The 23,815-nt window shown below is 37.6% G+C and carries 21 protein-coding genes; 6 read left to right on the plus strand and 15 right to left on the minus strand.

All coding sequences use genetic code 11. The features are described from left to right. Positions 1 to 99 precede the first annotated feature (99 nt). The 3 genes from CUN59_RS05260 to CUN59_RS05270 form a co-directional block, all read right to left on the minus strand. Positions 100 to 1,047 (minus strand): NAD-dependent epimerase/dehydratase family protein, encoded by a 948-nt coding sequence (locus tag CUN59_RS05260; protein ID WP_104386849.1) that lies wholly within the window; start codon positions 1,045 to 1,047, stop codon positions 100 to 102. A gap of 66 nt (positions 1,048 to 1,113) precedes the next feature. Further along, complete coding sequence (rimM, locus tag CUN59_RS05265) at positions 1,114 to 1,800, minus strand: ribosome maturation factor RimM (RefSeq protein ID WP_104386850.1); 687 nt, start codon at positions 1,798 to 1,800, stop codon at positions 1,114 to 1,116. A 5-nt stretch (positions 1,801 to 1,805) separates the two neighbouring features. Beyond that, entirely contained in the window at positions 1,806 to 3,089 is a 1,284-nt protein-coding gene (locus CUN59_RS05270) for a valine--pyruvate transaminase (RefSeq protein WP_104386863.1), read from the minus strand. A 286-nt stretch (positions 3,090 to 3,375) separates the two neighbouring features. Here CUN59_RS05270 and CUN59_RS05275 point away from each other — a divergent pair, with 286 nt between their 5' ends. Continuing rightward, entirely contained in the window at positions 3,376 to 4,485 is a 1,110-nt protein-coding gene (locus CUN59_RS05275; protein ID WP_104386851.1) for an S-(hydroxymethyl)glutathione dehydrogenase/class III alcohol dehydrogenase, read from the plus strand. A gap of 119 nt (positions 4,486 to 4,604) precedes the next feature. Here the strand turns inward: CUN59_RS05275 and aroA are convergent, their stop codons facing one another. Together aroA and CUN59_RS05285 are read right to left on the minus strand one after the other, a co-directional pair. After that, positions 4,605 to 5,954, minus strand: coding sequence for a 3-phosphoshikimate 1-carboxyvinyltransferase (gene aroA / locus CUN59_RS05280; RefSeq protein ID WP_104386852.1), 1,350 nt, complete (start codon positions 5,952 to 5,954; stop codon positions 4,605 to 4,607). A gap of 90 nt (positions 5,955 to 6,044) precedes the next feature. Beyond that, the gene (locus CUN59_RS05285) at positions 6,045 to 9,884 is read right to left on the minus strand and encodes an Eco57I restriction-modification methylase domain-containing protein (protein WP_104386853.1); all 3,840 of its coding nucleotides are present in this window, start codon (positions 9,882 to 9,884) and stop codon (positions 6,045 to 6,047) included. A gap of 295 nt (positions 9,885 to 10,179) precedes the next feature. Between CUN59_RS05285 and modA the strand changes: the two genes are divergently transcribed. After that, positions 10,180 to 10,974, plus strand: a complete 795-nt coding sequence (modA, locus tag CUN59_RS05290; RefSeq protein WP_104386864.1) for a molybdate ABC transporter substrate-binding protein — start codon at positions 10,180 to 10,182, stop codon at positions 10,972 to 10,974. A gap of 309 nt (positions 10,975 to 11,283) precedes the next feature. Here modA and CUN59_RS05300 read toward each other — a convergent pair whose 3' ends face one another. The 5 genes from CUN59_RS05300 to CUN59_RS21910 all read right to left on the minus strand — a co-directional run bounded on the left by CUN59_RS05300 (position 11,284) and on the right by CUN59_RS21910 (position 15,530). Next, the gene (locus tag CUN59_RS05300; RefSeq protein ID WP_104386854.1) at positions 11,284 to 12,237 is read right to left on the minus strand and encodes a DNA polymerase III subunit delta'; all 954 of its coding nucleotides are present in this window, start codon (positions 12,235 to 12,237) and stop codon (positions 11,284 to 11,286) included. A gap of 193 nt (positions 12,238 to 12,430) precedes the next feature. Then, positions 12,431 to 13,057, minus strand: a complete 627-nt coding sequence (gene tmk, locus CUN59_RS05305; RefSeq protein WP_104386855.1) for a dTMP kinase — start codon at positions 13,055 to 13,057, stop codon at positions 12,431 to 12,433. Positions 13,058 to 13,290: 233 nt separating this feature from the next. Continuing rightward, entirely contained in the window at positions 13,291 to 13,569 is a 279-nt protein-coding gene (locus tag CUN59_RS21905) for a hypothetical protein (protein ID WP_104386865.1), read from the minus strand. A 119-nt stretch (positions 13,570 to 13,688) separates the two neighbouring features. After that, positions 13,689 to 14,957: a glycosyltransferase family 4 protein gene (locus tag CUN59_RS05315; RefSeq protein WP_104386856.1), complete on the minus strand. Its 1,269-nt coding sequence runs from the start codon at positions 14,955 to 14,957 to the stop codon at positions 13,689 to 13,691. Between the two features lie 393 nt (positions 14,958 to 15,350). Further along, positions 15,351 to 15,530, minus strand: a complete 180-nt coding sequence (locus CUN59_RS21910; protein WP_104386857.1) for a C4-dicarboxylate ABC transporter — start codon at positions 15,528 to 15,530, stop codon at positions 15,351 to 15,353. Between the two features lie 190 nt (positions 15,531 to 15,720). On the opposite strand from CUN59_RS21910, the gene CUN59_RS22605 reads away from it, so the two are divergent. Further along, on the plus strand, positions 15,721 to 15,957 hold the full coding sequence (locus tag CUN59_RS22605) for a zinc ribbon domain-containing protein (RefSeq protein ID WP_438501802.1): 237 nt from the start codon (positions 15,721 to 15,723) through the stop codon (positions 15,955 to 15,957). Between the two features lie 152 nt (positions 15,958 to 16,109). On the opposite strand, the gene CUN59_RS05330 is transcribed toward CUN59_RS22605, so the two are convergent. From CUN59_RS05330 to prfC, 3 genes are all read right to left on the minus strand, one after another. Continuing rightward, positions 16,110 to 16,610 (minus strand): RNA recognition motif domain-containing protein, encoded by a 501-nt coding sequence (locus tag CUN59_RS05330; RefSeq protein ID WP_104386858.1) that lies wholly within the window; start codon positions 16,608 to 16,610, stop codon positions 16,110 to 16,112. Positions 16,611 to 17,174: 564 nt separating this feature from the next. Beyond that, a complete protein-coding gene (locus CUN59_RS05335; protein ID WP_104386859.1) occupies positions 17,175 to 19,301 on the minus strand; it encodes a zinc metalloprotease HtpX in 2,127 nt (708 codons plus the stop codon). A 175-nt stretch (positions 19,302 to 19,476) separates the two neighbouring features. Further along, complete coding sequence (prfC, locus tag CUN59_RS05340) at positions 19,477 to 21,078, minus strand: peptide chain release factor 3 (protein ID WP_104386866.1); 1,602 nt, start codon at positions 21,076 to 21,078, stop codon at positions 19,477 to 19,479. 413 nt (positions 21,079 to 21,491) lie between these two features. Between prfC and CUN59_RS05350 the strand changes: the two genes are divergently transcribed. The 3 genes from CUN59_RS05350 (at position 21,492) to CUN59_RS05355 (ending at position 22,678) form a co-directional block, all read left to right on the plus strand. Next, entirely contained in the window at positions 21,492 to 22,136 is a 645-nt protein-coding gene (locus CUN59_RS05350) for a hypothetical protein (protein WP_104386860.1), read from the plus strand. A 34-nt stretch (positions 22,137 to 22,170) separates the two neighbouring features. Next, entirely contained in the window at positions 22,171 to 22,311 is a 141-nt protein-coding gene (locus CUN59_RS21325) for a hypothetical protein (RefSeq protein ID WP_165790159.1), read from the plus strand. Between the two features lie 145 nt (positions 22,312 to 22,456). Next, positions 22,457 to 22,678, plus strand: a complete 222-nt coding sequence (locus tag CUN59_RS05355; RefSeq protein WP_104386861.1) for a hypothetical protein — start codon at positions 22,457 to 22,459, stop codon at positions 22,676 to 22,678. 357 nt (positions 22,679 to 23,035) lie between these two features. Here the strand turns inward: CUN59_RS05355 and CUN59_RS05360 are convergent, their stop codons facing one another. Next, positions 23,036 to 23,419, minus strand: coding sequence for a helix-turn-helix domain-containing protein (locus CUN59_RS05360; RefSeq protein WP_104386862.1), 384 nt, complete (start codon positions 23,417 to 23,419; stop codon positions 23,036 to 23,038). Next, on the minus strand, positions 23,394 to 23,504 hold the full coding sequence (locus CUN59_RS05365) for a type II toxin-antitoxin system HigB family toxin (protein ID WP_306460500.1): 111 nt from the start codon (positions 23,502 to 23,504) through the stop codon (positions 23,394 to 23,396). The genes CUN59_RS05360 and CUN59_RS05365 overlap by 26 nt, the downstream gene beginning before the upstream one ends. Positions 23,505 to 23,815 lie beyond the last annotated feature (311 nt).

The following is a 23,815-nucleotide window of genomic DNA, read 5'->3' on the forward strand; positions in this document are numbered from 1 at the left end:
TACCTCATACCTTCGCAAACTGCTGTATTATGTCTGAAATATTTGCCAGGATCAGATCCCCGACTTCTTAAAGAAGTCGGGGATCTTATTTCTATTCTATTAAGATAAAGTTTTCACCCATTCCCATTCTTGGGTTAAACCATCTCGTAAAGATACTTGGGGTTGATAATTGAGAATTTTCCGCGCTTTGGATACGTCAGCAGCAGTATGACGTGCATCTCCCATGGCTTTTTCAATATGGTTGCGTTTGATGGGTTTACCAACTATTTCTGCCATTATATCTAAGACTTCTGCTAATACTACTCTACTACCACCGCCAATATTGAAAATTTGGCCTACTGCTTCTGGAACACTAGCAGCAGCTAAATTAGCAGCAATTGCATCACTCACAAATGTAAAATCCCTCGTTTGTTGTCCATCACCATAAACGGGGATTGCTTCATCCCCTAACACGGCTTTAAAAAATTTATGAAATGCCATATCTGGCCGTTGTCTGGGACCATAAACTGTAAAATATCTTAAAGCTACAAATGGCATACCAAAGTTTTTATGATATAAAAAACCCAACCGTTCAGCAGCTAATTTAGTAATACCGTAAGGTGATACGGGTAAAGGTTTAATTTCTTCATTTGTCGGTAAAGTTTCCGCATCTCCATAAATACTAGATGTAGATGCAAACACTAATCTTTGTAACTTTTGAGCATCTTTGGCAGCTTCTAATAAAACTTGTGTAGCGTTAATATTTCGTTCAGTATAAGCTCGAAAACCTTCACCCCAACTTGCTCTCACTCCAGCTTGTGCCGCTTGATGATAAATCAATTCTACATCTAGGAGAAGTTTTTGCCAATCTAAAGATTGAATATTCTCTTCTACTAAAGTAAAATTAGGTGAATCTTGAAAATTAGCAATATTTTTCCGTTTTAAAATAGGATCATAATAATCATTAAATTCATCAATACCAATTACTTCATGCCCTTGTTTTAATAATGTCTCAGCTAGATGAGAACCAATAAAACCAGCAACCCCTGTGACAATAACTTTAGCCATGTTTTTTATTTGGGAATTGAAATTTAATGTTGTTTTATGGGGTTTAGCAATGCTAAACCCCTACATCTAATCATTAATTGATAATAAACCAGAGGGGGGAGTAATTTCAATTCGACGAGTTTCTAAATCTACAACTGGAACAATGGCCATGACAAAGGGAATTAAAACTGTTTTTCCAGCTTTATTTTCGGCAAAAGTAGCATCTAATTTTACTTCTAATAAATCATGACCGGAAGGCAATATATCTACCACAGTTCCTAATAATTGTCCAGATGATTGCATGAAGACTGGCAATCCTAGCAAATCTACCACATGAAATTCACCTTCTGCTAATTCTGGGCGATCGCTAATCGGCACAAACAACCGACAATCACGTATATTCTCAGCTTGATGGCGATCGCCTACTCCCTCCAATTTAATCACATAGAGATTCTTATTCTCAATATACCGCCCATATAACAATTCTACAGGTTGCGGTTCTGTTTCCCCTGGACGCAATAACCAGCGTTTTCCCGGTTCTTCAAAGCGTTCAGGAAAATCTGTATTCGGATAAACCCGCAACTCTCCAGTTAAACCTTGCGGTGAGACAATTTTCCCAATTTCTATCCAATTATCCAAATTGGGAATTGGCTGGGAATCGCGTTTATCAGCCTGTACAGGACTGGGAACAGGTGATTTTTGAGCTTTTCCCTCCTGCTTCCCGGCTGCCCTGCTCCCCGGCTGCTTCGTGTTCTTCGTGCCTTCGTGGTTCATTTCTCTTACACATTTACAACCGCACTTTGATAAACCTGTTCAGCAACTTTAGCTAAACGCTGCATACCGATAGTAATTTCCTCATCACTGCCTGTTAAACTAATTCGCAGACATTGATGTTTGTGTTCCCACTCCTCTTTCAAACCAGGGAAGAAACTACTACCAGGTACAACAATCACACCCACTTTCTTTAATTCCTGGTAAAATTCCCAGTCTGTCATGGGTAAATCTCGCAACCACAACCAGCCAAAAATCGCTCCCTCACCGCGATGTAAAAACCAGGGTATATTCTTAGGCATAGCTGCTTCTAATGTACTTTCTAACACATCAAACTTTTTCTGGTAGAAAGGACGAATCACATTTTCCGCAATATTTGCTAATGTACCTGATTCTATCGCTCTGGCGGCGATCGCTTGACCATATCGAGAAGAATGAATTCCCACATTGGTTTGGAAACATTCCAAAACTTGAATCAGATTTTCATCACCAATGGCTACGCCAATCCGTTCCCCAGGTAATCCCGCTTTTGATAAACTCATACAATGGAGAATATTTTCCCCAAACATAGGAGTCATTTCTGTAAAATTCAACGCTGGGAAAGGCGGCGCGTAAGCTGAATCAATCAAAACAGGTACATCATAAGGTGCAGCTAGATCGGTGATTTTATTCACTTCATCATTAGTTAATACATTACCCGTAGGATTACAAGGACGGGAGAAAATTACACAACCAGTATTTTCTGTAATCGAAAGTTGGTTAAAATCAGGACGATATTTAAAGCGGTGCGCGGCTGTATCAATATCTAAAGTAGGTTTATAGGCAATTAAAGCTTCTGGATATAAACAAACACCGCCATAACCAGTATAATCTGGACTTAAAGGCAACACAATTTCTTTTAAACTGCCATCTTGCGTATATCCACCAAAAGCGTTAGCCGCATAAAAATATATAGTTTGACTACCAGCAGTAATTAAAATATTCCGGTCAGTTAAACTTAACCCATAACGCTGGTTAAAATCCTTAACAATGGACTCAATTAATGGTGCATAACCTTGACTAGAACCATAACGACAAACAACTTCACCATATTCTGAACTAGCTAATAAATCTGCTGTGCAATCCCGCCATAACTTTTCTACCTCTGGTAAAATCAACGGATTACCTGCACTCAAATTATATAATTCCTTTCCCTTACTAGCTCTGAGGGTTTCATTAATATCTTTCATAATCGCTCTCACGCCAGTTAAGTTGGACATTTGAGCGCCAATTTTAGTAAGGGCAGGTTTTATCATGTTTGTTATAGACTAAATTAATCGCCAAAGTGGATAGGTAATTGGGGGGTTGCAGCTAAGACAAAGTTTATCATCAAAAGAATTCAGGAGTCAGAATCCAATCCTCTATAATAGCTACTGCCTTTCACCAATCTAAACTAATGAACGCGATTTTAGCAAAATCTGGTAGTTAATAAAGCCCCAGCTTGTGAAGGTAGGGGATTTCTCTGGCAATAGGTACTATTGTATTAAAAAGTCGCCCTAGAAGCGATGCACTGAGCAGCAATCAAGAAAGGAGAATTGAATGGAAGTCAAGGCAGCAGTAGCTTACACCGCAGGTACACCCCTGACTATTGAAACCGTACAATTGGCAGCACCACAGGCAGGGGAAGTATTAATTGAAATTAAAGCCAGTGGAATTTGTCATACTGATGCTTTTACCCTGTCTGGTAATGATCCTGAAGGTTTGTTTCCGGCAATTTTAGGCCATGAAGGGGCTGGGATAGTTGTAGAAGTGGGGGCTGATGTCAAAAGTCTCAAACCGGGAGATCATGTAATTCCTTTATACACACCTGAATGCCGTCAATGTGATTATTGCCTCAGCTTCAAAACCAATCTCTGTCAAGCTATTCGCGGCACACAAGGACGGGGTTTAATGCCCGATGGTACTAGCCGATTTAGTCTCGGTGGCGACATGATTCACCATTATATGGGTACATCCACTTTCGCTAATTATACGGTATTACCAGAAATCGCCGTTGCTAAAATTCGGGAAGATGCCCCTTTTGATAAAGTTTGTTATATCGGTTGTGGTGTGACAACGGGTATAGGTGCGGTTATTTATACTGCTAAAGTTGAACCCGGTGCAAATGTGATTGTTTTCGGGTTGGGTGGTATTGGTTTAAATGTCATCCAAGGAGCAAAAATGGTCGGTGCAAATATGATTGTGGGGGTAGATATTAACCCTAAAAAACGCGAATTAGCTGAAAAATTTGGGATGACACACTTTGTCAATCCTCATGAAGTTGCAGGTGATTTAGTACCTTATTTAGTAGATTTAACTAAAGGTGGTGCTGACTATTCTTTTGAATGTATTGGTAATGTCAATACCATGCGTCAAGCATTGGAATGTTGTCATAAAGGTTGGGGTGTAAGTGTCATTATTGGTGTTGCTGGTGCAGGACAGGAAATTAGCACTCGTCCCTTTCAATTAGTAACTGGAAGAGTTTGGAAAGGTTCAGCTTTTGGTGGTGTAAGAGGACGGACGGATCTACCGAAAATTGTAGATTGGTATATGGATGGTAAGATTAATATTGATGATTTAATTACTCATGTAATGCCAATTGAAAAAATTAATGATGCTTTTGATTTAATGCACAGAGGGGAATCAATTCGCAGTGTGGTGACTTTTTAGAATTTGTCTCAATCAGATATCCAGGATTTGAGGCTTATTTCTTCCTCAAAAGTGTTTAAGTCCCGTTAATTAATTTCTGCTTTTGCCAATCTATCCCCCCTTACCCTGTCTCCTAAAAACTATTGACAAATTTCCTGTAATGTGTTTGTGAAGTTAGGATAAGAAATAGCTGCGGCTTCAGCGCGATGAATGGTGGTTGTGCCAGTAGCGTTGAGGGCTGCGATCGCTAAACTCATGGCAATGCGATGATCTGTATGGCTATCTACTTCCGCACCGACTAAGGAAGTACCGCCAGTAATTTCCATCCCGTCAGGTAATTCGGTGACTTTTGCACCCATTTTATTGAGTTGTTGTGCCATCACGGTAATGCGATCGCTCTCTTTTACTCGTAACTCCTCCGCATCTCTAATAATTGTTATCCCTTCAGCAAAAACTGCCGCCACTGCTAAAATCGGAATTTCATCAATTAATCTGGGAATAATATCACCAGCGATAGTACAGCTTTTTAAACCACCAGAACGGACACGGATATCAGCTACAGGTTCTCCCGCAACTTCGCGCTGGTTTTCTAGTTGAATATCTGCCCCCATCAGTTCCAAAGCTTCTAAAATCCCTGTACGGGTAGGATTTACACCCACATTTTCCACTACCAAATCTGAACCGGGAACGATCGCCCCCGCAACTAACCAAAAAGCGGCTGAACTGATATCACCAGGAACAATTACGGTTTGTCCGTAGAGTTTCGCCCCACCAGTGATTGTAACACTATTTGTATCTGTATCTATACTTAGTTCTGCACCATAAGCCCTTAACATTCGTTCACTGTGATCCCGTGATAAAGCGGGTTCAGTGACTGTGGTTTTCCCTTCGGTGTTTAAACCCGCCAGGAGGATACAGGATTTAACTTGAGCCGAAGCAATGGGAGAATGATAATGAATGGGTTGAAGGGCTTGTCCTTGAATGGCTAGAGGTGCTAAGGTATTGCCCTTACGTCCCCAAATTTCCGCCCCCATTTGTTGCAAAGGCTTGACAACACGGGACATAGGACGCGATCGCAAAGAACTATCACCAGTCACCGTGAAAAATCGCCCTGGATGGGATGCTAACAACCCCAACATCAACCGCATCGTTGTTCCAGAATTACCAGCATCTAAGACATCTACAGGCTCTCGAAAATTGCCTAAACCGATACCTTTGACTGTTACCAATTCTGTATTTAATTCCGAAATTTCCGCCCCTAACGCCCGAAAACAGGCCGCAGTGCTACGGGGATCTTCACCTAATAGCAGTCCTTGAATTTGAGTTTCACCTTCAGCGATCGCGCCCAACATCAAAGCGCGGTGGGAAATAGATTTATCTCCAGGTACACGGATGCGTCCTTGTAAAGATAGTCCAGCAGGAGAACGCTGAATAATCAAGTGATCAGAAGAGTTTGCTTGAGTTTCTAAGGTAATAACAACAGCCGACATTAGGATACGCTTTTAAATAAATGCAATTTAGTATCCTATCGTTTTTTGGTAAAAATCAGATCCCCAATTTGGGCTTAATTTTGAAAACAGCTAATTTTGATAAAGCTGATTTACCATTTCATCCAATCGCTGATAAATTTGACGCATATCAGTAATTTTTTGCAGGATTTGTGCATATAAACGCTCACATTCATCAAATATTTGCTGAATATCTACATCAGTTTTAGGTATTTTACCTTCTTGGATTAAATTAGTCCAAGTTAAACCCCGTTTTTCATATTGTTGTAGATAAATTTGTAGGAACTGTAAAACTATTGTACTTTCTGAAAAGATTAATTCTTGACGACCATTAAAAATTTTATCATCTTTGATTTTGATTTTAGTAATAGGTTGATCACGTTCTCCGATAATTTCAAATCTGTTTGGTTCTGCGTTTAAAAAATTCCAACAAGGTAAATTGAGATTTTCAAAAACTTGCAAAAAATTCACTTCAACAGTTGCTTCCTTATCACTATAATCAAACTTAATTTTATGTCCTAATTGTGTTAATTCGTATAACTGCCAATTCCATGTTATTAAATCATTAACACAATCAATAAATGGTTGTTGTGCTGCTAAAGAAATATTTTTAATGGGAAATTCTTTCAAATCATCAGGATATATTCTACTTTTAGCTATTTGAGTTTCACTATTAACACTCATAATATTTTCATCACGGTTATTTAATAGTAAAAAGCGTTTACCAAAACTAGAAGCAAGAATAGCAGCAATATATCTTAAATCGAAATTTTCTGCTATTTTTATTTTCTCTTCTGCATATTGATAAATTTGTAATTTCTTACCTTTTCCATCCCCCAGAAGTTTTTGACGTTTTTTAGAAAGCTCATACATCTGTCTTTTTTCTTTCTCTAAACGTTTAACTTTATAAACATCATCCCATCTGATACAAATTCTCACACTATCAGGAACATAAAACCCATCTCCTGCTATTATTCCTCTATCATAGGTAGGAAATGAAGTCATTCCAAACAGAATTTTAGGATAATTATATAATTCAGGAATGGTTACTCTACTAATCTTATCAGGTACACGAGATGTACCCCATTCTAAATATCTAATTTTGTCTATTGCAAACTCCCTAACTAAATTTTCACCATCTATATATTTATGAATATTAATATTAGTTTGTACTTCAGAGATTAAATCATCTTTTTTAAATTCTCCTGATTCTGAATGTAAAACCATTGCTTTACTGCAATAACAAATATCTTCTAAATAAGTAACATCTTCAAAATTATCATTACCTACAAACTGTCTAAATACCTTACCTTGATATTCAGATTGATTTAAAGGATTAATTTCTTGAATTTCTGCAAATGAACCAGAGTGTAAAACTCTTTTCACTTGATGAAAATACCCTGGTGGAATCTTTTCTAAAAAAAGAATCGTATTATTGACAACAGCATCAGAGAAAATTCGCACATTATTAAAAAAATCTACTTGATTGATAGTAAGATTTTCAGAAATATATTCTCGGAGTAATTCTGCATAATTATTAGTTTGAATACCCCTAGAAACAATTAAACCAATTTTACCTAAATCCTTTGTAGCTTGACAGGCAAGTTCAACAAATGGAACAAAAAGATCCCACTTTTCATGGAGAGTTTCAAATCTTCCAGAATTTTCAATTTCTCGACGATAAACATCTGCTCCAGGTTCATCAGCTTTAACATAAGGAGGATTTGCAACTACAAAATCAAAACCATCAACAAATTTACCTGTTTTAGTTTTAATTTGAGTAACAGTAGAAAGTTCTAAATCTAAAATAGGATTAAGTAAAGGAGTTCTAATTTCCTGTACTTTTGGCAATAACAAAGAATCCGTATTATAAACATTAAACCTATCTATCGTACATTCTTGTAACTTACCTGCTTCCTTCGCTTGTTTGAGTAAATCAACCACTTGAATTAATAAATTTGTTTCAGCTAAGTAACAAGCAAAAGGATTAACATCTAAACAAAATAAACAATCTTTCACTTGTTGAATGATTGCAGGAACATATTCCACAGGAATAGTATTAGTTTTCCGCGAACGATAAGAATTAATTAAACGACGTGCAGCATGAACTAAAAAACTACCAGAACCTCCTGCGGGATCTAATAATTTTTGATCACGAATATCAGGATTATCTGATTTATAACCAATAGCATCTAAAATATATTCTACAACTTCTTTAGGTGTAAAATATCTACCCTGTTCATGTTTTCCTTCTTCTACATATCTACCATAAACCATACCAACAATATCGCTATCAATTTCTTGTAAATTAAAACGATTGAGAATATGTAAAACCTTAATTAAAGTATTAGAATTAATGCGATACCAATTAAATAAATCTGCACTATTAAAGAAATGAGCATAGATATTTTGAGCAGAACGATATGACATTTCTAAAAGATAATCCATAGACATTCCTTGTGCTAAATCTAAATACCTTGGTTCAACTTCTTCTTTCCAATATTTAAAACCACCATTGGAAAATTTACGATTAATTAATTTTTTATCTTCACAAATTCTTACCATTAATAAACGAATTACATAAACATAAGCAGTTTGTCTAGCAAATTCTGCCTTTAATTTATCGTCATCAGCACCTTGTAAAATTGTTTTACTAACTAAATTACGCCAAGATATAAAATATTGATGTGTTTTAATAGCGTTATCATGGGTTAAATCTTGCTTTGCTTGCCATGCTTTCCAATCAAATACTATTCTTTCATATTCTCTTAATAATTCAATTAGTTTAGGATCAAGTTTAGTAATTTTCTTTTCTTCTGTGACTTTAATTCCTAATTCTTGTTTTTTGGATTCAGAGATACTAGGAATTAAATCTAGTTGAATAACTGTTTTGCTTTCACTAGATTTTTGATTCTTTTGTTTCTGTTTTCTAGCTTGAGCATTTTGTAGATTATTTAAAAATACTTGTTCTAACTCCTGAATTGAACCTTGAGGTTTATCAGCAAATTCAATTAACTTTTCTACAGATTCAGAAAATTCTTCAACATCTAAAACTCCATATACTCGTAAATAATTTAAAATCTGATTACGTAAACGTTCAAGGGTTTTAGTTGCTGTTTCTTTGTTAGTTTTATCAATCCCATTACTATTAGGTAAATATTTAGCTTGACAATATTGATCATATTCTTCTAGTAATAATTGTAATTGATATAAAACATCTTCTTCTAACAGTAGAATTGCGGCTTTAATATCCAAAATCAATAATTCATCAAAATTAGGAGTAGTAGTTTGAGATTTGGCATCATTTAACCATTCATTTTCTGGTTTACCAATATCTTGAATTAAAGTTTCAATATCTTCAAAATTGAGTTTATTAAATCGCCGATGCAAACTTTTTAAGTCTTGAATTTGAGCATTAGTTAAACCAGCAATACCACCATTTTCATGATAAGTTTGAATAATTGTTTCAATATCTAAATGTAACACAGGACTGGGAGAATTAGGATCGGAAATATCCCAACCTAATAATAATTTACCATTACAAAGTAATCCTAAATCATACCCGCGACTGGGAGCATAACTAATCAACTGTTGTAATGGTTCGGATTTTTGAATATTATAGGCAGTATGTTTGTCTTCCACTAAAAAACAGCGAATATTGCCACTAGCTAATTTAATTTGAAAGTCTGGACGACTGTTATCTTTACCATTAGTTGTAGTGTTTTTAGCAATATCTCCTGAATCAAAACCTAAAGCAATTAGTAATGGTAAGACAATTTTAGTATCAACAATGTTATCTTCATCATTAGTTTGGGGTTCAGCAATATATTCTAAATAGGTTTTACTTTCATAGAAATTATGATTATCAAAGATATTGAAAAAATCATTTTGGAATTGCTCAAAGGTAGACATTTATAATTTCCCTTATGATAACTTAGCACATTATGTTAGCACATATAATTGATCATCTGTTGCGTACACAATGTATGTAATCAGTAAAACATAATATCATATCAGTACAATTATTTTACTATCAGTATTTTTGTCTAATTCTTTAATACTAACTTACTCAGTAGACAGTAATACCAACTAAGTCGGTAAATCTTAACAAAAACTACAAATTTTTTGTGATTAGTAAAATAATCTTGATAAAACTATACCGAGTGTCAAGTCCATGAATAAAAATTTCTCTCAGTCCAGTTTGTCAATCAAAAGAAGAAAACTGCTAGTCTTAATTACTACCGCATTAGCTATTTTTATACTGATAATTGGTTTATCAAGCATTACTTCTACTCCTGTTGTAGCTGAATCTAATACGAGCTTACTTGTATCTGCTGCTGCTAGTTTAAAAGATATCTTAGAAGAAATTAAGCCTCTTTACCAACAAAACAAACCTAACGTCAAAATTAGTTATAATTTTGGGTCTTCTGGTGCATTACAGCAACAAATTGAACAAGGTGCGCCGGCGGATATTTTTATATCTGCGGCGAAAAAACAAGTAGATGCTTTAGAACAAAAAGGACTTTTAGTAGCAGGAACTCGGAATATAATTGCTAAAAATCGTCTAGTTTTGGTAGTACCTAAAAATTATGTTGGTATCACAAGTTTTTACAGTCTTCAAGATGCCAAAGTCAAAAAAATTGCTCTTGGTGAACCTAGAAGTGTACCAGCAGGACAATATGCCCAACAAGTATTAGAAAAGCTAAAAATTTGGAATCAAGTTAAATCAAAACTGGTTTTTGCTAATAATGTGCGTCAAGTTTTAGCATCTGTAGAAACTGGTAATGCTGAGGCAGGTCTAGTTTATGTAACTGATGCCAAAATCTCTAATAAAGTAAAAATTGTAGTTGCAGCCGATGAAAAATATCATTCTGCTATTATTTATCCTTTGGCTGTAGTAAAGCGCAGTAAAAATTTGGCTGCTGCTAAAGAATTTTCTCAGTTTTTATCTAGTGAGCAAACTAAAACTGTATTCAAGAAATACGGTTTTATTATGCCTTAACAATTTTCCTATCAGAATATAGCAATCCTAAAATTATTTATGAACAACAAGACAACGAAAAGATAAAGAATGGGATTTAGTTGACTGCATATCATTCATCATGATGCAACATAGAGGAATTACTGACACACTTACCGCAGATATCCATTTTCAGCAAGCAAGTTTTCGAGCTTTATTGATATAATTTATGCAGTCTGACGCACCCTACGTATCTTTTCATAAATCAAATATTATTCCTATATGTAAAATAAGGTGTTAAAAATAATTGACCGCAGATAAACGCGGATAAATAGGGATGGATTAATGATTTTACGATTTGGCGATATTCTGAAATAAAGCTAAAAATGTACATTCCCATACTAAACGGGGTTGGGCATAACAAAGTAAATGTTTCCGAGTTTTTTCTAACTGTTGAATAATTTCTGGTTGATGTATTTGTTGCCAATAGTATTGTTGTAGATAATCAATTAACCATAATTGGGCTTCGGTATCTAATTCTTTATCAATTTTCTTGCCTAATTCTAAAGCGTGTCGGTAGGATGTGGGCGTTTTTTTTACCTGTGCTATAAATTCGCTCTTGATATTTTGTAATTGTTGGTAAGATGCGATCGCACTTCCAGGACTACCAGCAGCTATATGCAAAACTTCTGGATGCTGCAAAACCTCAGCATTTCCTGTTTGAGTTAATACCTGATTCATTGCAGCATTATCTAAACGATAAAAAGGTATTTTCTGACACCGGGATACTAAGGTTGGTAATACAGATTCCGGTGAAGGGGCAATTAAAATTAAGGTTGCTTTTCCTGGTTCTTCTAAGGTTTTTAATAAGGCATTGGCCGCAGATTCGGCCATGGTTTCTGCTTGTTCTAAAACTATGACATTTCGAGTTGCTTCTAAGGGTGGACGAGATAAAAATTGAGTAATTTCTCGAATTTGTTCTAACCGAATTACTGGCGGTGCTTTGCGTTTAACGCCTTTTTCTGCTGCTTCTGCTGGGGTGAGTCTTTGTCCTTGATATTGATAAGTTGGTTCTACCCACAATAAAGCAGGATGATTTCTTTGACGAATACGATTATGTAAAATGGGAATTTGATCAGGTGTTACAGAACTGGAAAAAAGTAATTCAATAAAACATTTTGCGGCTAAACTTCTACCAATACCATCTGCACCGACAAACATATATGCTGGTGCAACTCGGTTTTGTTTGACAGATTGAGTTAATAATTCTACCGCTTGTTGTTGTCCGATTAATGGGGAAAACATATACTAACTAGGGTTTTTAACGGGTAAATTGTCAGAATCAGGTGGTTATCGAGTTTCAACTATGCCCAACTACCGCGACTTACCCACCAGCTAGTCGAAGGGTCGAAGTAAGTCGAGATAATATCCAGTATTAAAGGATGAACAGGATAAAAACAGATATTTTATTTATCACCAATTACCCATTAACGATAAATTATGAAAACAACCGTTCATTGAAAATTTCCTGTATAGTTTTTTGAACAACATCTTGACTACCATTGCCATCTACCCGCACAATTCGGGATGGATCAGATATAGCTAATTCTGTATATCCCTGTTGTACGCGCCGATGAAAAGCAATTGTTTCCTGTTCAATTCTGTCTAGTTTAGCTTGTCCACGTTTGCGAAATAGTCCTATTTCCACATCTACATCTAACCAAATCGTTAAATCACTAGTTAAACCACCTGTAGCAATCTGATTAAGTTGATTGATTAAACTCATACTTAAACCCCTACCATAACCTTGATAGGCGATGGTAGAGTCAGTATAGCGATCGCACAAAATAAATTTCCCTGTGGCTAAATTCGGTTTTAATTCCTCTTCAATATGTTGCGCCCTATCCGCCGCGTATAATAATAGTTCCGTGACTTCCCTTACGGGTTTGTTGGGGGACTTTTCCAATAATAACGCCCGCAAATCCTTTCCTAACTCTGTTCCCCCGGGTTCACGAGTCAGCAGTACGGAGATATTTAAACTTTCTAGCCACTGAGAACACAGTTGCATCTGAGTAGTTTTACCACAACCTTCTACCCCTTCAAAGACAATGAACTTACCACTCATGTATTTATATAAAAACCTCATGTAATCCTAAAACTCTTGTTAATCAACACTTGTAGGTTATTCTCTTACCTCGAACTTAGGTGGTATCGTTTCCAAAGCCTTCAAGTATCCCGTAATTGACTGGATGTGTGGGGGTTTAGTTGTGCTAAAACCCTACAGATCCAGGTTGCTCGTAATCTTGTAAAAATTCAAATCTCACTCGTCACGAGTATAGTCCAAAATCCAAAATTTGCTTATCCTTGCCAGGGTGAAGGAATAGGAGTAGTTGAAATCACCTTTTCTGCCATAAGTCTAACAGCCGTCTTCCCACAACTAGGGCATTCTACTTCTAGATATTGTGAAGTTGATACGTCTACCTCAGATAATATCCCTTGTTTGCAGTGCCAACACTCACAAATCACCCTACAAACTGGTTGGTTACAATCAAGTATTTTGACGTGCTGAAAATTTTGAGATTCGCTTTCTGGTTTCCTGGGCTTAGGGAATTTTTTTGGTACTTCTTGAACTTCCATCATTTCACCGTCTAACTGCAAGTATGTTTAGAGCTTACTTGATGCTTTATTTTCTTTCAACTATACAGCAATAAACTGGTTAATAGGTGACAGTCAACCGTCAATTGTCAATCCTTAACCTATTTTGTAGCTAATGCAGGTTTTCGGACAGATTGTTGTAAAATTCGAGTATATAGTTTATCTAGCTGACTAGCTATGTCATTCCAGCTAAATTTATTGATCACACGCTTTTTAGCTCCTTTGCCTAATTCTTGCTGCCATGCAGAATTTCTGAGAATGCGATCAATGGCATGATTAAAAGCGGGGACACTTTGAGGTGGAACTAATAAACCAGTTTCTTCATTAACAACAGTAAATTGGAGTCCACCGACATCACTCGCGACTACAGGTGTACCACAGGCCATGGCTTCGATAGCTACCAGTCCAAAGGGTTCGTAGTGACTGGGAACAACACAAACATCCGCAGCAGCGTAATAAGCTGGTAATATCTCCTGACTCAGACAACCAGGAAAGGATGTACATTCACTCATCCCTAGTTCGTTGACAATGCTGGCAATGCGATCGCGTTCTTTTTCATCACTATTACCAGGTGTACAACCACCACCAATAATTAATTGCAATTGTTTTGATTCATAAAACTTGGATTCACGCATTGCTCGTACTAAGGTTTCTATACCTTTGCGGGGGTCAAATCTGCCTACGTATAATACCACTTTAGTTTCTGGATCAATACCCAAAGTTTCTCTTGCTGCTCGTCTTTCTACTGAACCAAACTGCTTAATATCTGTACCGCAGGGAATAATATCAATTTTACCTTTTTCGGAAACAAGCGATCGCATATGTTCCTGTTCTTGGGGACTGGTAGCGACAATTCTTTCGGCTGTTTCTAATACTTGTTTTTCTACTAATAACCGTTGACTTGCCACCAAGGGAATATTTTCTATGGTGTTGTATTTGATCACTCCTAAAGAGTGGTATGTATGCACCTGTTTAGTGCCTTGTCGTTTCTTTAATTCCATTCCCACCCAACTAGACAACCAATAGTTGGTATGCACTAAATCATAATTAATTCCAGCTTCCTTCTGAAATTTTATTAACTGATCTACAAAATCTGGCAAATACTGAAAACCCTGATCCCTTGGCACAAATTCCACGGGGCCTGCTGTTAACCGAATAGTGCGACAATTATTATTATGTTGTACTATTGTTTCCTGATCGGCACTCACTTTCCGGCTAAACATATCCACTTGCCATCCTAGCCGCGCTAAGGCTTCACCCACTTGACGGACATAAACATTTTGCCCTCCTGCCTCTTCTCTTCCTATTTCAATAGCTGGATCACCGTGAACTGAAATCAAGGCAATGTGTTTTTTAGTGATAGCTTTCATAGATTTCTTGTGTTACTGATTTTAACAAGATAGAAAGGGATTTGTAAATTGGCACTGATGAAACTGAAATCTGTATTTTTGTCTGGGAATTTTGAATAATTCTATAGGTTTTCTTTTTTAATTATTACCAAAACATTGGTTAATTGTCCCGACATTCTATATTTAGATTTAACACCTTAGATAGATATTTTTCTCTGTCTTTTTATATGGACAAAGGAATATTATCTATCATGATATATGACTGAATCCATGATAAAAACTATCCCAAGTATCAACACCACATCATAACTTAGATATTTACAATTTTTTATTGGTCAGTTTCATGCAATCAAAATAATTTTCATTGAAGTTAAATGCAGTCTAGTTCAATCCCACATCCCGCACCCTAAACTATCACAGAGGGAAATTACGGAGAGAAAAAATCAAAGTGAGCATAAAAATAAACATAAGGACTGAAAAAAGGCACTTGAAAAACAGTAAGGTACCAAAAATGGCATCAAAAGCTATTCTCAATAAGGAGCAATAAGAATTAACACCACCTAGAGGAGTCAACAGATAAATAAATAAAGATATTCAAGAGACAAATCATAAATTAGACTAATCAATTAAAGTAAAAAACGAAATTATAGCCACAGTGAAATGGATCTAAAAATTAAAGAGATTAGCTCATTTTCACTCATAGAAATTAAATTGATAGAGATAATAATTAGGTGACTAATTGATAGTAACGTAAACAATCATCTGGTAAAAGACTCAAGATAAAATCTCTGTCCTTTATCAAGAAGTTGATAGATTCTTTCCTTCGTCAAAAACTTGTCATGTATGCCTTAATCAAGTGGGTAGTTTGCCGCTAGATATAAGATTTTGGACTTGTGAAAAGTGCCAGACTAAACATGACAGAGATATCAACGCAGCGATAAACCTTACCAGACGAGGGACTACGAATACTTTGGCTGCGCCTTGTACTGAGCGCAGTCGAAGTATCAGTACAAGTTTTTAACCTGAGCGAAGCCGAAGGTTTGACCTCTGGAACGGGGGATAAAGCCTGTCGCCCAGAAGTAAGTCGCAGTAATAGAGGACGAAAGAAGTCTACTACTGTGCTTTCTGCTGGACAGGAAGCCGACACTGTACCGTCAGATCAGTGTGGGTAGTTCACGGAGTGCTTTGTGATGCTAGCATTTGTTTAAGCTTTTCTAACTCCGCAGCCCAACGGGGGTCAGGACGAAAAGCTTCGTTATCGCCAGAGGTTGCGGCTTCACGAGTACCGCCACCGCCACCACCGCGCCGAGATTTCTTACTTTTTTCTCGACGGCCGCCTTCTTTATTGCTACTAGGAACAGGAGCGCTAGTACCTTGAGGAACTGGTTTAGGAGCTTGTTGTTCATCTCCTTCTTCACCTTTAGTCCGTGGTAAAGCTTTTTCTAGTTTGATAGCTGTGTCTTTGAACAATTGACCATTATATTTTTCAATAATTTGATCGGCTTGTTCGTCATTATTTACAGTTAAAAAACCGAAACCACGACATTTACCTGTTTTACGGTCTTTAATCAGTTTAGTTGTTACAGCATCGCCTTCTTCTGCAAAAATAGCTTGCAACTCTTGACGATCTATTTCTTCTTTGGGCAAATTTCCTATATATAGGCGAATGGACATGAACTATACCTCCAGATTGGGATTAAACAGGGCAAGACAAAAGAAATTAATTGGCTTTGGCTTTTTAATAGATACTATGGACTAAAATGGCCACAAACCAATTTCTGCAATTCGATAGGGTAGCCTGGCGTAAGCCATTCTATCAACTTATAGAATACAGTTTTTTGTTGTGATCAAGCTTATTTGACACGAAAGTGCTTCTGCACCCGTGGGCTAATATCACCTTAATTTTAGGAATTGTAAATTTAATAGCCAACTATCCACCACAGTAAATTCATTCTTCTTATTTCTTGCCCGCAGAATAAAATACCATTGCTTAACATTATTATGGTATGTTCCACGTAGCTAGTTCAACAGAAACTTTTCTGCTAATAGCCAATAGTATGATCACATCGTAGCATTAAATATATTGTTAAGGCAAGAGGTTTGGAGAGGCACAGTGGCGAGGGAGTCGTGGTATGGCTAACACCACGCTTTGCGAACGGCTACGCTCACCAACCGGGAGCAGGGGAAGGGGTAGCAGAGAAGAAAATTTTTTCTACTAACAACTGACAACTTAGCCAATTAAGAACCCATGAGTAAAATATAAGCTCCCCAGGCTTGGGCTGCGACTGCGATGATTGTAGACCAGACAGCATGGGGGCTGTTGATTTTTTTGTTCCCTTGAGTTTCTAGGGTTTGGACATCAATCCAGGGAGTGCTGGCGCGTCGTAGCCAACCTGTGACAGTAACTTGTCTACCAATTAGGTCTTGAATAGAGAATGATTTGCCGACCCAGGGAATATGATGTAGTTTGATTAATCCTTGGCGGGATTGTAGGATGAGGTCTTGTGCTAGACAATTACCAATGCCAGGGCGGCCGATGAGTTTACCTGTCAATCGGACTCTAATACTATCAATCGGTAAAATTGCTGGATCTGCTAGGATTGTGGTAAAATCTTCATCTTTTTGGCTATTGGTTGGGGTAATTTCGGGAAATAGAGTGTTGATTCGCACAACTGTACCCACGCTAAAACCAATTAGCATACAACCTCTGACAAAAGACCAGTTATCATAAATCCATTTCAGATTTAATAGGTGTAAACTGTATGCTGTTTGCCAGAGTACCCACACCACACCAGCAAAGACAACTCCGAGGATTATTCCCAACCAGGGGGCAAGTTGTAGCCACAAGGATGGGGGTTTAACTTCAATGGGTTTTTGTGGGTTGGTTTGATGTATTTCCGTGTCTAAATGCCAATGACGGGCAATTTGGCAAAGATGTTCAAGGCGATCGCCCATTGAGGGATGACAGCTATTAATGGATAATAATTGGCGATAGGGATGAAAGTTTTCCCATTTCAAAAATGATTCAAAGGGTAGATGACCGGCGGTACTACCTAAAGCTATGCTGTGCTGATAGGCAACGGGGGCAAGTAGATTTAGGCTTTCTAATTGCCAAGAGGTTTCTTCTTTGAGACTAATATCATGAGCTATACCAATGGATATTTTCAGTAAAGCGCGGATAACTCCATTGGGATTACCAGTAATTTCTGAGGCTATGGTGTCAGTATGATAAAACCGAGTGCGGCAATTTACTAGGGCTGTACCAGTGAACAAACACCAAATACTGTATGTAAAGGCGGCTAAAACTGTACTTGCCCAACGCCAGAGTTTTCCTTGATGTTTGTTGCCCAAGGTTGATATTTGCTGATATAGTCCATAAAATGGTAAAGTTATTAACAGGACTAGGGACATGACCATCAAATCCCAACGTCCGATTTGTCCTAAAGATAAACCATAGATAGCGGCTATTTCATCATCGGCTAGTTGTTCTAATAATCCTTGACTAACAGTAATTCTGGCGGTGCGGCCTAGGTTGCCATAAGTAATAATGATGGGTGCAGGAATAGGTAAGATGTTCAGTTGAGGTGTTGGCCAGTGTTGCTGTTGGCAAGTTCGTTGTAATACTCTAAGTGTTTCCCGACTGTAGGAGTTTAATTTTTCTTGGGATAATTCCGCTTGACCATAAAATTTGCCTAGTATCCAGTCAAGTAACCAAGGGGAAGCTACCATGACGATAACTAATAATCCTAAAATCAAGGAACTAGGATCACGATATAAAATCGGAATTGGTTCTAAGTAGGGCAGTTGATATAAAATTTGATTAATTAAAGCTAACAGGAATTTCACCATTTCTCGGCACATCCACAACAGCGCTAGAAATGTTACCACTGCCAACAGTCGGGAGGGGATGATATTAGGTTTGCGTAGAGGTTGCCAAACTTTTGCCCGTCTGGCATTGCGCCAATAAACGCTAACTGGTTTGCTATTGTAGTTACCATCAGTACCAACGTAGGCGGTTGGAGGTGGTTGTCCAGGAGAATTTAATTTGGCAACAGGCCTAGTATTAGTTTTGCGGGATTGTTGTTTCTGGTTTTTGCGTTTATGCAGGTGTTCAAGAGCAAGTATTGCCCACTCTTGAACTTGGGGATTACTATTAGCAATCAGATTTTGGCACAGGGCGATCGCTTTAGAAACTTCGCCTGTGCGAGCATAGGTCATAACTAACCCAACTTGTGCCTGTAAACAAATCCTTTCTTGACTTTGATCTTTGGCCAGTGGTTCAAGGTTAGCGATCGCTGTGTAGTAATTCCCCTGCTTGAATGCCTCTAAACCAGCCTCCAAACATGATTCAGCGTGGGAAGACATACGAACTTTGGTACTCCAATCTGTTCTTTTGTAATTATTACCACTAAGTTGAGATGAACTGATAACTGGTAACTGGTAATTGGTAATAGAATTTTCTCCCCTGCCCCCTGCTCCTCTGCCCCTGCTAACTTTCTACGGGTTGTTGAGAGGAAAGAACGGGAGCGATAGCGAAGCGCTACTGCAAGCAGATCGCACTTAATTTCAATTCTGGATGATCACCTTCTACCTGTTGACAATTCCATTCATTGCGGAATAACAATACCGGTCTGCCCATACTATCTTTAACAATAGTAGTATTGAATAAACGTCCTACTTTATTAAGAGCTTCCCAACCTCCTTGCACCCAACGGGCGACGCTGTAGGGTAATAGGTCGAGAATAGTTTCTACACCATACTCATTTTGTAGGCGAAACTGTACTACTTCAAACTGCAATTGACCAACTGCCGCTAAAATTGGCTCACGCTTGGCCTCATCTGTTGAATACATAATTTGTACAGCACCTTCTTCTCGCAATTCGGAAACACCTTTTTGAAACTGCTTAAATTTTGAGGGGTTGGGATTTCTCAGGGTGGCAAACAGTTCAGGAGAGAAATAAGGGATGCCCTCATATTCTAGCTTTTGACCTGTATAAATTGTGTCGCCAATTGCAAAAACACCCGGATTATTTAAACCAATTACGTCCCCTGGATAGGCGACATCAATAGATTCTCTTTCTTGGGCAAAAAGTTTTTGCGGACGAGAGAGACGAACAACTTTGCCTGTTCTGGCATGATTTACTGTCATATCTTTTTCAAACTTGCCTGTGCAGACCCGGACAAAGGCCACTCTATCTCGATGTTTGGGGTCCATGTTGGCTTGGAGTTTGAAGACAAATCCGGTAAATTCTGGGTATGTGGGGGGAATATCACCGGCGGTACTGCTATGGTTGCCTGGTTTGAGGGCGAAATCTAGGAAGTCTTGAAGAAATAATTCTACGCCAAAGTTAGTCATGGCACTACCAAAGAACACTGGAGTCATTTTTCCCGCGTGTACCAAGTCTAAATCTAGCGCTGGACAAACTCCTTCTAATAGTTCTAATTCCTCTTTTAATTGGTGATAGATTTCTTTTTCTAGTAAGTTTTCAATTTGAGGATCGCCTATATCAAGGATGGTATTGCGAGCTTCTTTACTACCATGGGAACTGCGTTCAAATAAATGAATTTGCTGTTTTTGGCGGTCAAATACGCCTTTAAAGCGATCGCCCATACCAATAGGCCAATTCACTGCATAAGTCTGTAATTTCAACTCTTGCTCAATTTCATCTAACAATTCTATCGGTTCTCTACCGGGGCGATCCAATTTATTTACAAAGGTAAAAATGGGAATCCCCCGCAGTTTACACACTTCAAACAGTTTCCGGGTTTGGGGTTCTAAACCTTTAGCCGCATCTATCAACATGACAGCATTATCCGCAGCAGCTAAAGTCCGGTAGGTATCTTCACTAAAATCTTGGTGTCCAGGGGTATCGAGTAAATTAATTTGACAGTTGCGATAGGCAAATTGTAATACAGTGGAAGTAACGGAAATTCCCCGTTGTTGTTCCATGGCCATCCAGTCGGAAGTTACTTTCCGTTGGTCTCTGCGGGCTTTAACTGCCCCAGCTTCGTGAATAGCACCTCCGTATAATAAAAGTTTTTCTGTTAAGGTGGTTTTACCTGCGTCGGGGTGAGAAATAATCGCAAAGTTGCGACGCTGTTCCACCGCTTCACCTAGTTCTGTTTCTAGTTCAATAGACATATCTGTGATTGATTTAGTTTGTAACTTCACTAAATGTAATCTTTTTCTGGACTAGGAGACACATTTTCGGGAGAAAAGGGATCAAGGTGTTAGGTTGATTGATACAATCTGTGCAGTCTAACGCACCCTACCCATTCATCCCCTCCATCGGATCACGTGGCAATAATCCTAAATCTATTAAATATTGGCAATTATCAGCTAGAGTATCCGGTAATGTTTGCTTTGCTAAAATCGGTTCAATAATATTTTTAACTCGGGTTTCTCTGAGTTTTTTCGCTAAACTATCTAAATAGGTATTTTAATGATTAAATCAATATTTGTTTAGCCTGGAAAATGTATTATTTTGTAATAGCAATTGGTCATGATCCTTTCATTACCTAGATTAATTTCAACACAACCAGCTTATCCAGTCTATGTCTATCCGAATTATTAAAAGTTCAAGGATGTGTTTTGAACCGATTCTTACTATAATTGTGGCATGCAATACTTTTATGAGTGCTTTGCAGTATCTCTACTATATTCGTCACTGTGAAAGATTATCAGATACTTTGAGGAGTGTTAATATACAGCCATCACTTCCTTTAACTATACCTGCACCTGGCAGTGGTATTGTTTTAAAGTTTGATCCATCTAATTTGTTACTCGAACTTTCTCATAATCATCAACCTAGCCAAATTCAATTTAGTGAAGAGAGAATCACTGATCAAAATACTCTTATACCTGAAGGATCAGTAGAAATGCCCGATCTTAGTTTATTACGAAAGCGACTTATTCAGTCTGTTTTTACAGATTTCTACGAGACACAAAAAAGTCGTGCTGATGAAAAGTGGAATAAACTTAAAGAATGGGATTCAATATGGAAATTTGCATGGCTGGTTAGAAATGCCCTTGCACATGGAGGCAAAATTAACTGGCGGGATCAAAGGATTTCCTCAGTTTTTTGGAAAACCATCTCCTACACTTATCCAAATGATCATGAGCGAGAAATTATATTCCAGGACATTGGAGAAGGAGATTTGATTATTTTGATTGACGAATTAGATAAGGCTTTGATATAGTGTCTAACACTACGTAGCAACGGACGCAGGACATATGTTAAAAGTTCAAGGCTGTTTGCTGCCGCTGCACTTCACCATTAAACATCTTCGAGTGCGATCGCTCAACTTCTTTTTTTGTACTTCCTTAACTATTATTAAATGCGATCTCATAGGTAAGCGATCGCTGATCCTGTAGGGTGCATTAATGAAATGTAACGCACATTATTAAGTTTTCATCTGCGAGAAGTGCTATCAGTCAAATAGCTACCATCTAATGGCGTTTCAATGTCAAAGTTGGTGATAATATAGAAAAGAAGAACTCTTTAAATGTAAAATCTTATATGACTACTCGGCTAGAAGTTGAATCAGTAATCAAGCAATTGCCAGAAAGTGAAGTTCGTGATCTGGCAAAATGGCTTCAAGAATATCTTAATGAGATGTGGGATCGACAAATTGAGGCAGATTTAGCATCAGGGAAATTAGATCGCCTCATTGCTCAAGCAGAAAAAGATATTGCAGCCAATAACGTCAGGGATCTTGATGAAATCCTTTGCAACGAGTGAGTTTTATTGAAGCAATCATTGAGATGGCGATCGCCAGTTTTTTAGACACGGAGGCATTAAGTTTTGCCGATTGTAAGCCAGGGCGAGGTCAATAAGTTTAATAAACATCTTTGCAAAAAGCGATTCCTAGGTCGCGCTTCGCTATCGCTCAACTTCTTTTTTTGTACTTCTTTAACTATTATTAACTTCATGAATTACCCCTACTTTCGTTCTATTTTGCGTAAGTCCTGAAAATGTTGCTCTTATTTTACAATACATTCGGCAAACAGAAAAAAGCCTTCATTGGTAGTGCGATGACTAGGGCGAGCGAAGCGCTGCTGCAAGCAGTTCGCAATATTTCTACTTTATTTAGGAGTTTTAGAAGATCAGCGATCGCAATTTGAAGGTTTCTTGAGAATTGAGTTGACGTTTTCCGTCTAATATGTCTAAAATTGTTTGTTCTTGGCCAAAAATCCCTAAAAAATCTTGTATTTCCAAATTATAGTCTTCCATTAATGTTTGTAATAATTCTCCATCAGTTAATTTAGGGAATTGTTCATTTTTCTCTTCATAGTCATAAACTAACATTCCTAATACATTTATATAATCTCGATCATCTTGGCTCAGATTTTTTTGATCTAATATTGTATTAATTCTTTGTTGAGTGATACTTAATTCAAGATCATTTGTAATAGGACGAGGTGCAAATTCTGTAATTAAACTGAGGTAATAAGGGCTAGGGATTGTTAAACCAGTTATCATTTTTCCAATTCTCCTTATCATAGTCCGCGTGGATTAAAACATCACGAATAAAGATGATTTGTGCCTGATAGTCAATGTAAGTAATTAACCGATAATTAGGGTTTGCTGAACAAAGCTATAACCGTTTATTAATAGGGGTTTCGCGGATTTTAAGAACAAGCAAGTGCAAGGTTTTGGCAAATGAAGTCTCAAAACAGTTGCATTTTTCCTTGTCGGATATGAGAAATTGAGGATATCCAGATAGTTGAAACTGTTCCGAAACTGTTCCCTGTTCCATGCACTGAGCTTGTCGAAGTGTTCCCTATTCCCTATTCCCTATTCCCTATTCCCTATTCCCTATTCCCTATTCCCTGTTCCCTATTCCCTATTCCCTCTCCTCACAGACAACTTTTTCAG

The sequence above is a fragment of the Cuspidothrix issatschenkoi CHARLIE-1 genome, from assembly GCF_002934005.1.
Lineage (GTDB): Bacteria > Cyanobacteriota > Cyanobacteriia > Cyanobacteriales > Nostocaceae > Cuspidothrix > Cuspidothrix issatschenkoi.

Excerpts from the sequence above, each read along its gene's own strand:
- CUN59_RS05330 (WP_104386858.1), bottom strand. The coding sequence starts at position 16,610 with ATGTCCATTCGCCTATATATAGGAAATTTGCCCAAAGAAGAAATAGAT.
- CUN59_RS05260 (WP_104386849.1), bottom strand. The coding sequence starts at position 1,047 with ATGGCTAAAGTTATTGTCACAGGGGTTGCTGGTTTTATTGGTTCTCAT.
- tmk (WP_104386855.1), bottom strand. The coding sequence starts at position 13,057 with ATGAGTGGTAAGTTCATTGTCTTTGAAGGGGTAGAAGGTTGTGGTAAA.
- CUN59_RS21905 (WP_104386865.1), bottom strand. The coding sequence starts at position 13,569 with ATGGAAGTTCAAGAAGTACCAAAAAAATTCCCTAAGCCCAGGAAACCA.
- CUN59_RS05315 (WP_104386856.1), bottom strand. The coding sequence starts at position 14,957 with ATGAAAGCTATCACTAAAAAACACATTGCCTTGATTTCAGTTCACGGT.
- CUN59_RS05285 (WP_104386853.1), bottom strand. The coding sequence starts at position 9,884 with ATGTCTACCTTTGAGCAATTCCAAAATGATTTTTTCAATATCTTTGAT.
- CUN59_RS05275 (WP_104386851.1), top strand. The coding sequence starts at position 3,376 with ATGGAAGTCAAGGCAGCAGTAGCTTACACCGCAGGTACACCCCTGACT.
- aroA (WP_104386852.1), bottom strand. The coding sequence starts at position 5,954 with ATGTCGGCTGTTGTTATTACCTTAGAAACTCAAGCAAACTCTTCTGAT.
- CUN59_RS05335 (WP_104386859.1), bottom strand. The coding sequence starts at position 19,301 with ATGTCTTCCCACGCTGAATCATGTTTGGAGGCTGGTTTAGAGGCATTC.
- CUN59_RS05355 (WP_104386861.1), top strand. The coding sequence starts at position 22,457 with ATGACTACTCGGCTAGAAGTTGAATCAGTAATCAAGCAATTGCCAGAA.
- CUN59_RS05350 (WP_104386860.1), top strand. The coding sequence starts at position 21,492 with ATGTCTATCCGAATTATTAAAAGTTCAAGGATGTGTTTTGAACCGATT.
- CUN59_RS21325 (WP_165790159.1), top strand. The coding sequence starts at position 22,171 with ATGTTAAAAGTTCAAGGCTGTTTGCTGCCGCTGCACTTCACCATTAAA.
- CUN59_RS05300 (WP_104386854.1), bottom strand. The coding sequence starts at position 12,237 with ATGTTTTCCCCATTAATCGGACAACAACAAGCGGTAGAATTATTAACT.
- rimM (WP_104386850.1), bottom strand. The coding sequence starts at position 1,800 with ATGAACCACGAAGGCACGAAGAACACGAAGCAGCCGGGGAGCAGGGCA.
- prfC (WP_104386866.1), bottom strand. The coding sequence starts at position 21,078 with ATGTCTATTGAACTAGAAACAGAACTAGGTGAAGCGGTGGAACAGCGT.
- CUN59_RS05360 (WP_104386862.1), bottom strand. The coding sequence starts at position 23,419 with ATGATAACTGGTTTAACAATCCCTAGCCCTTATTACCTCAGTTTAATT.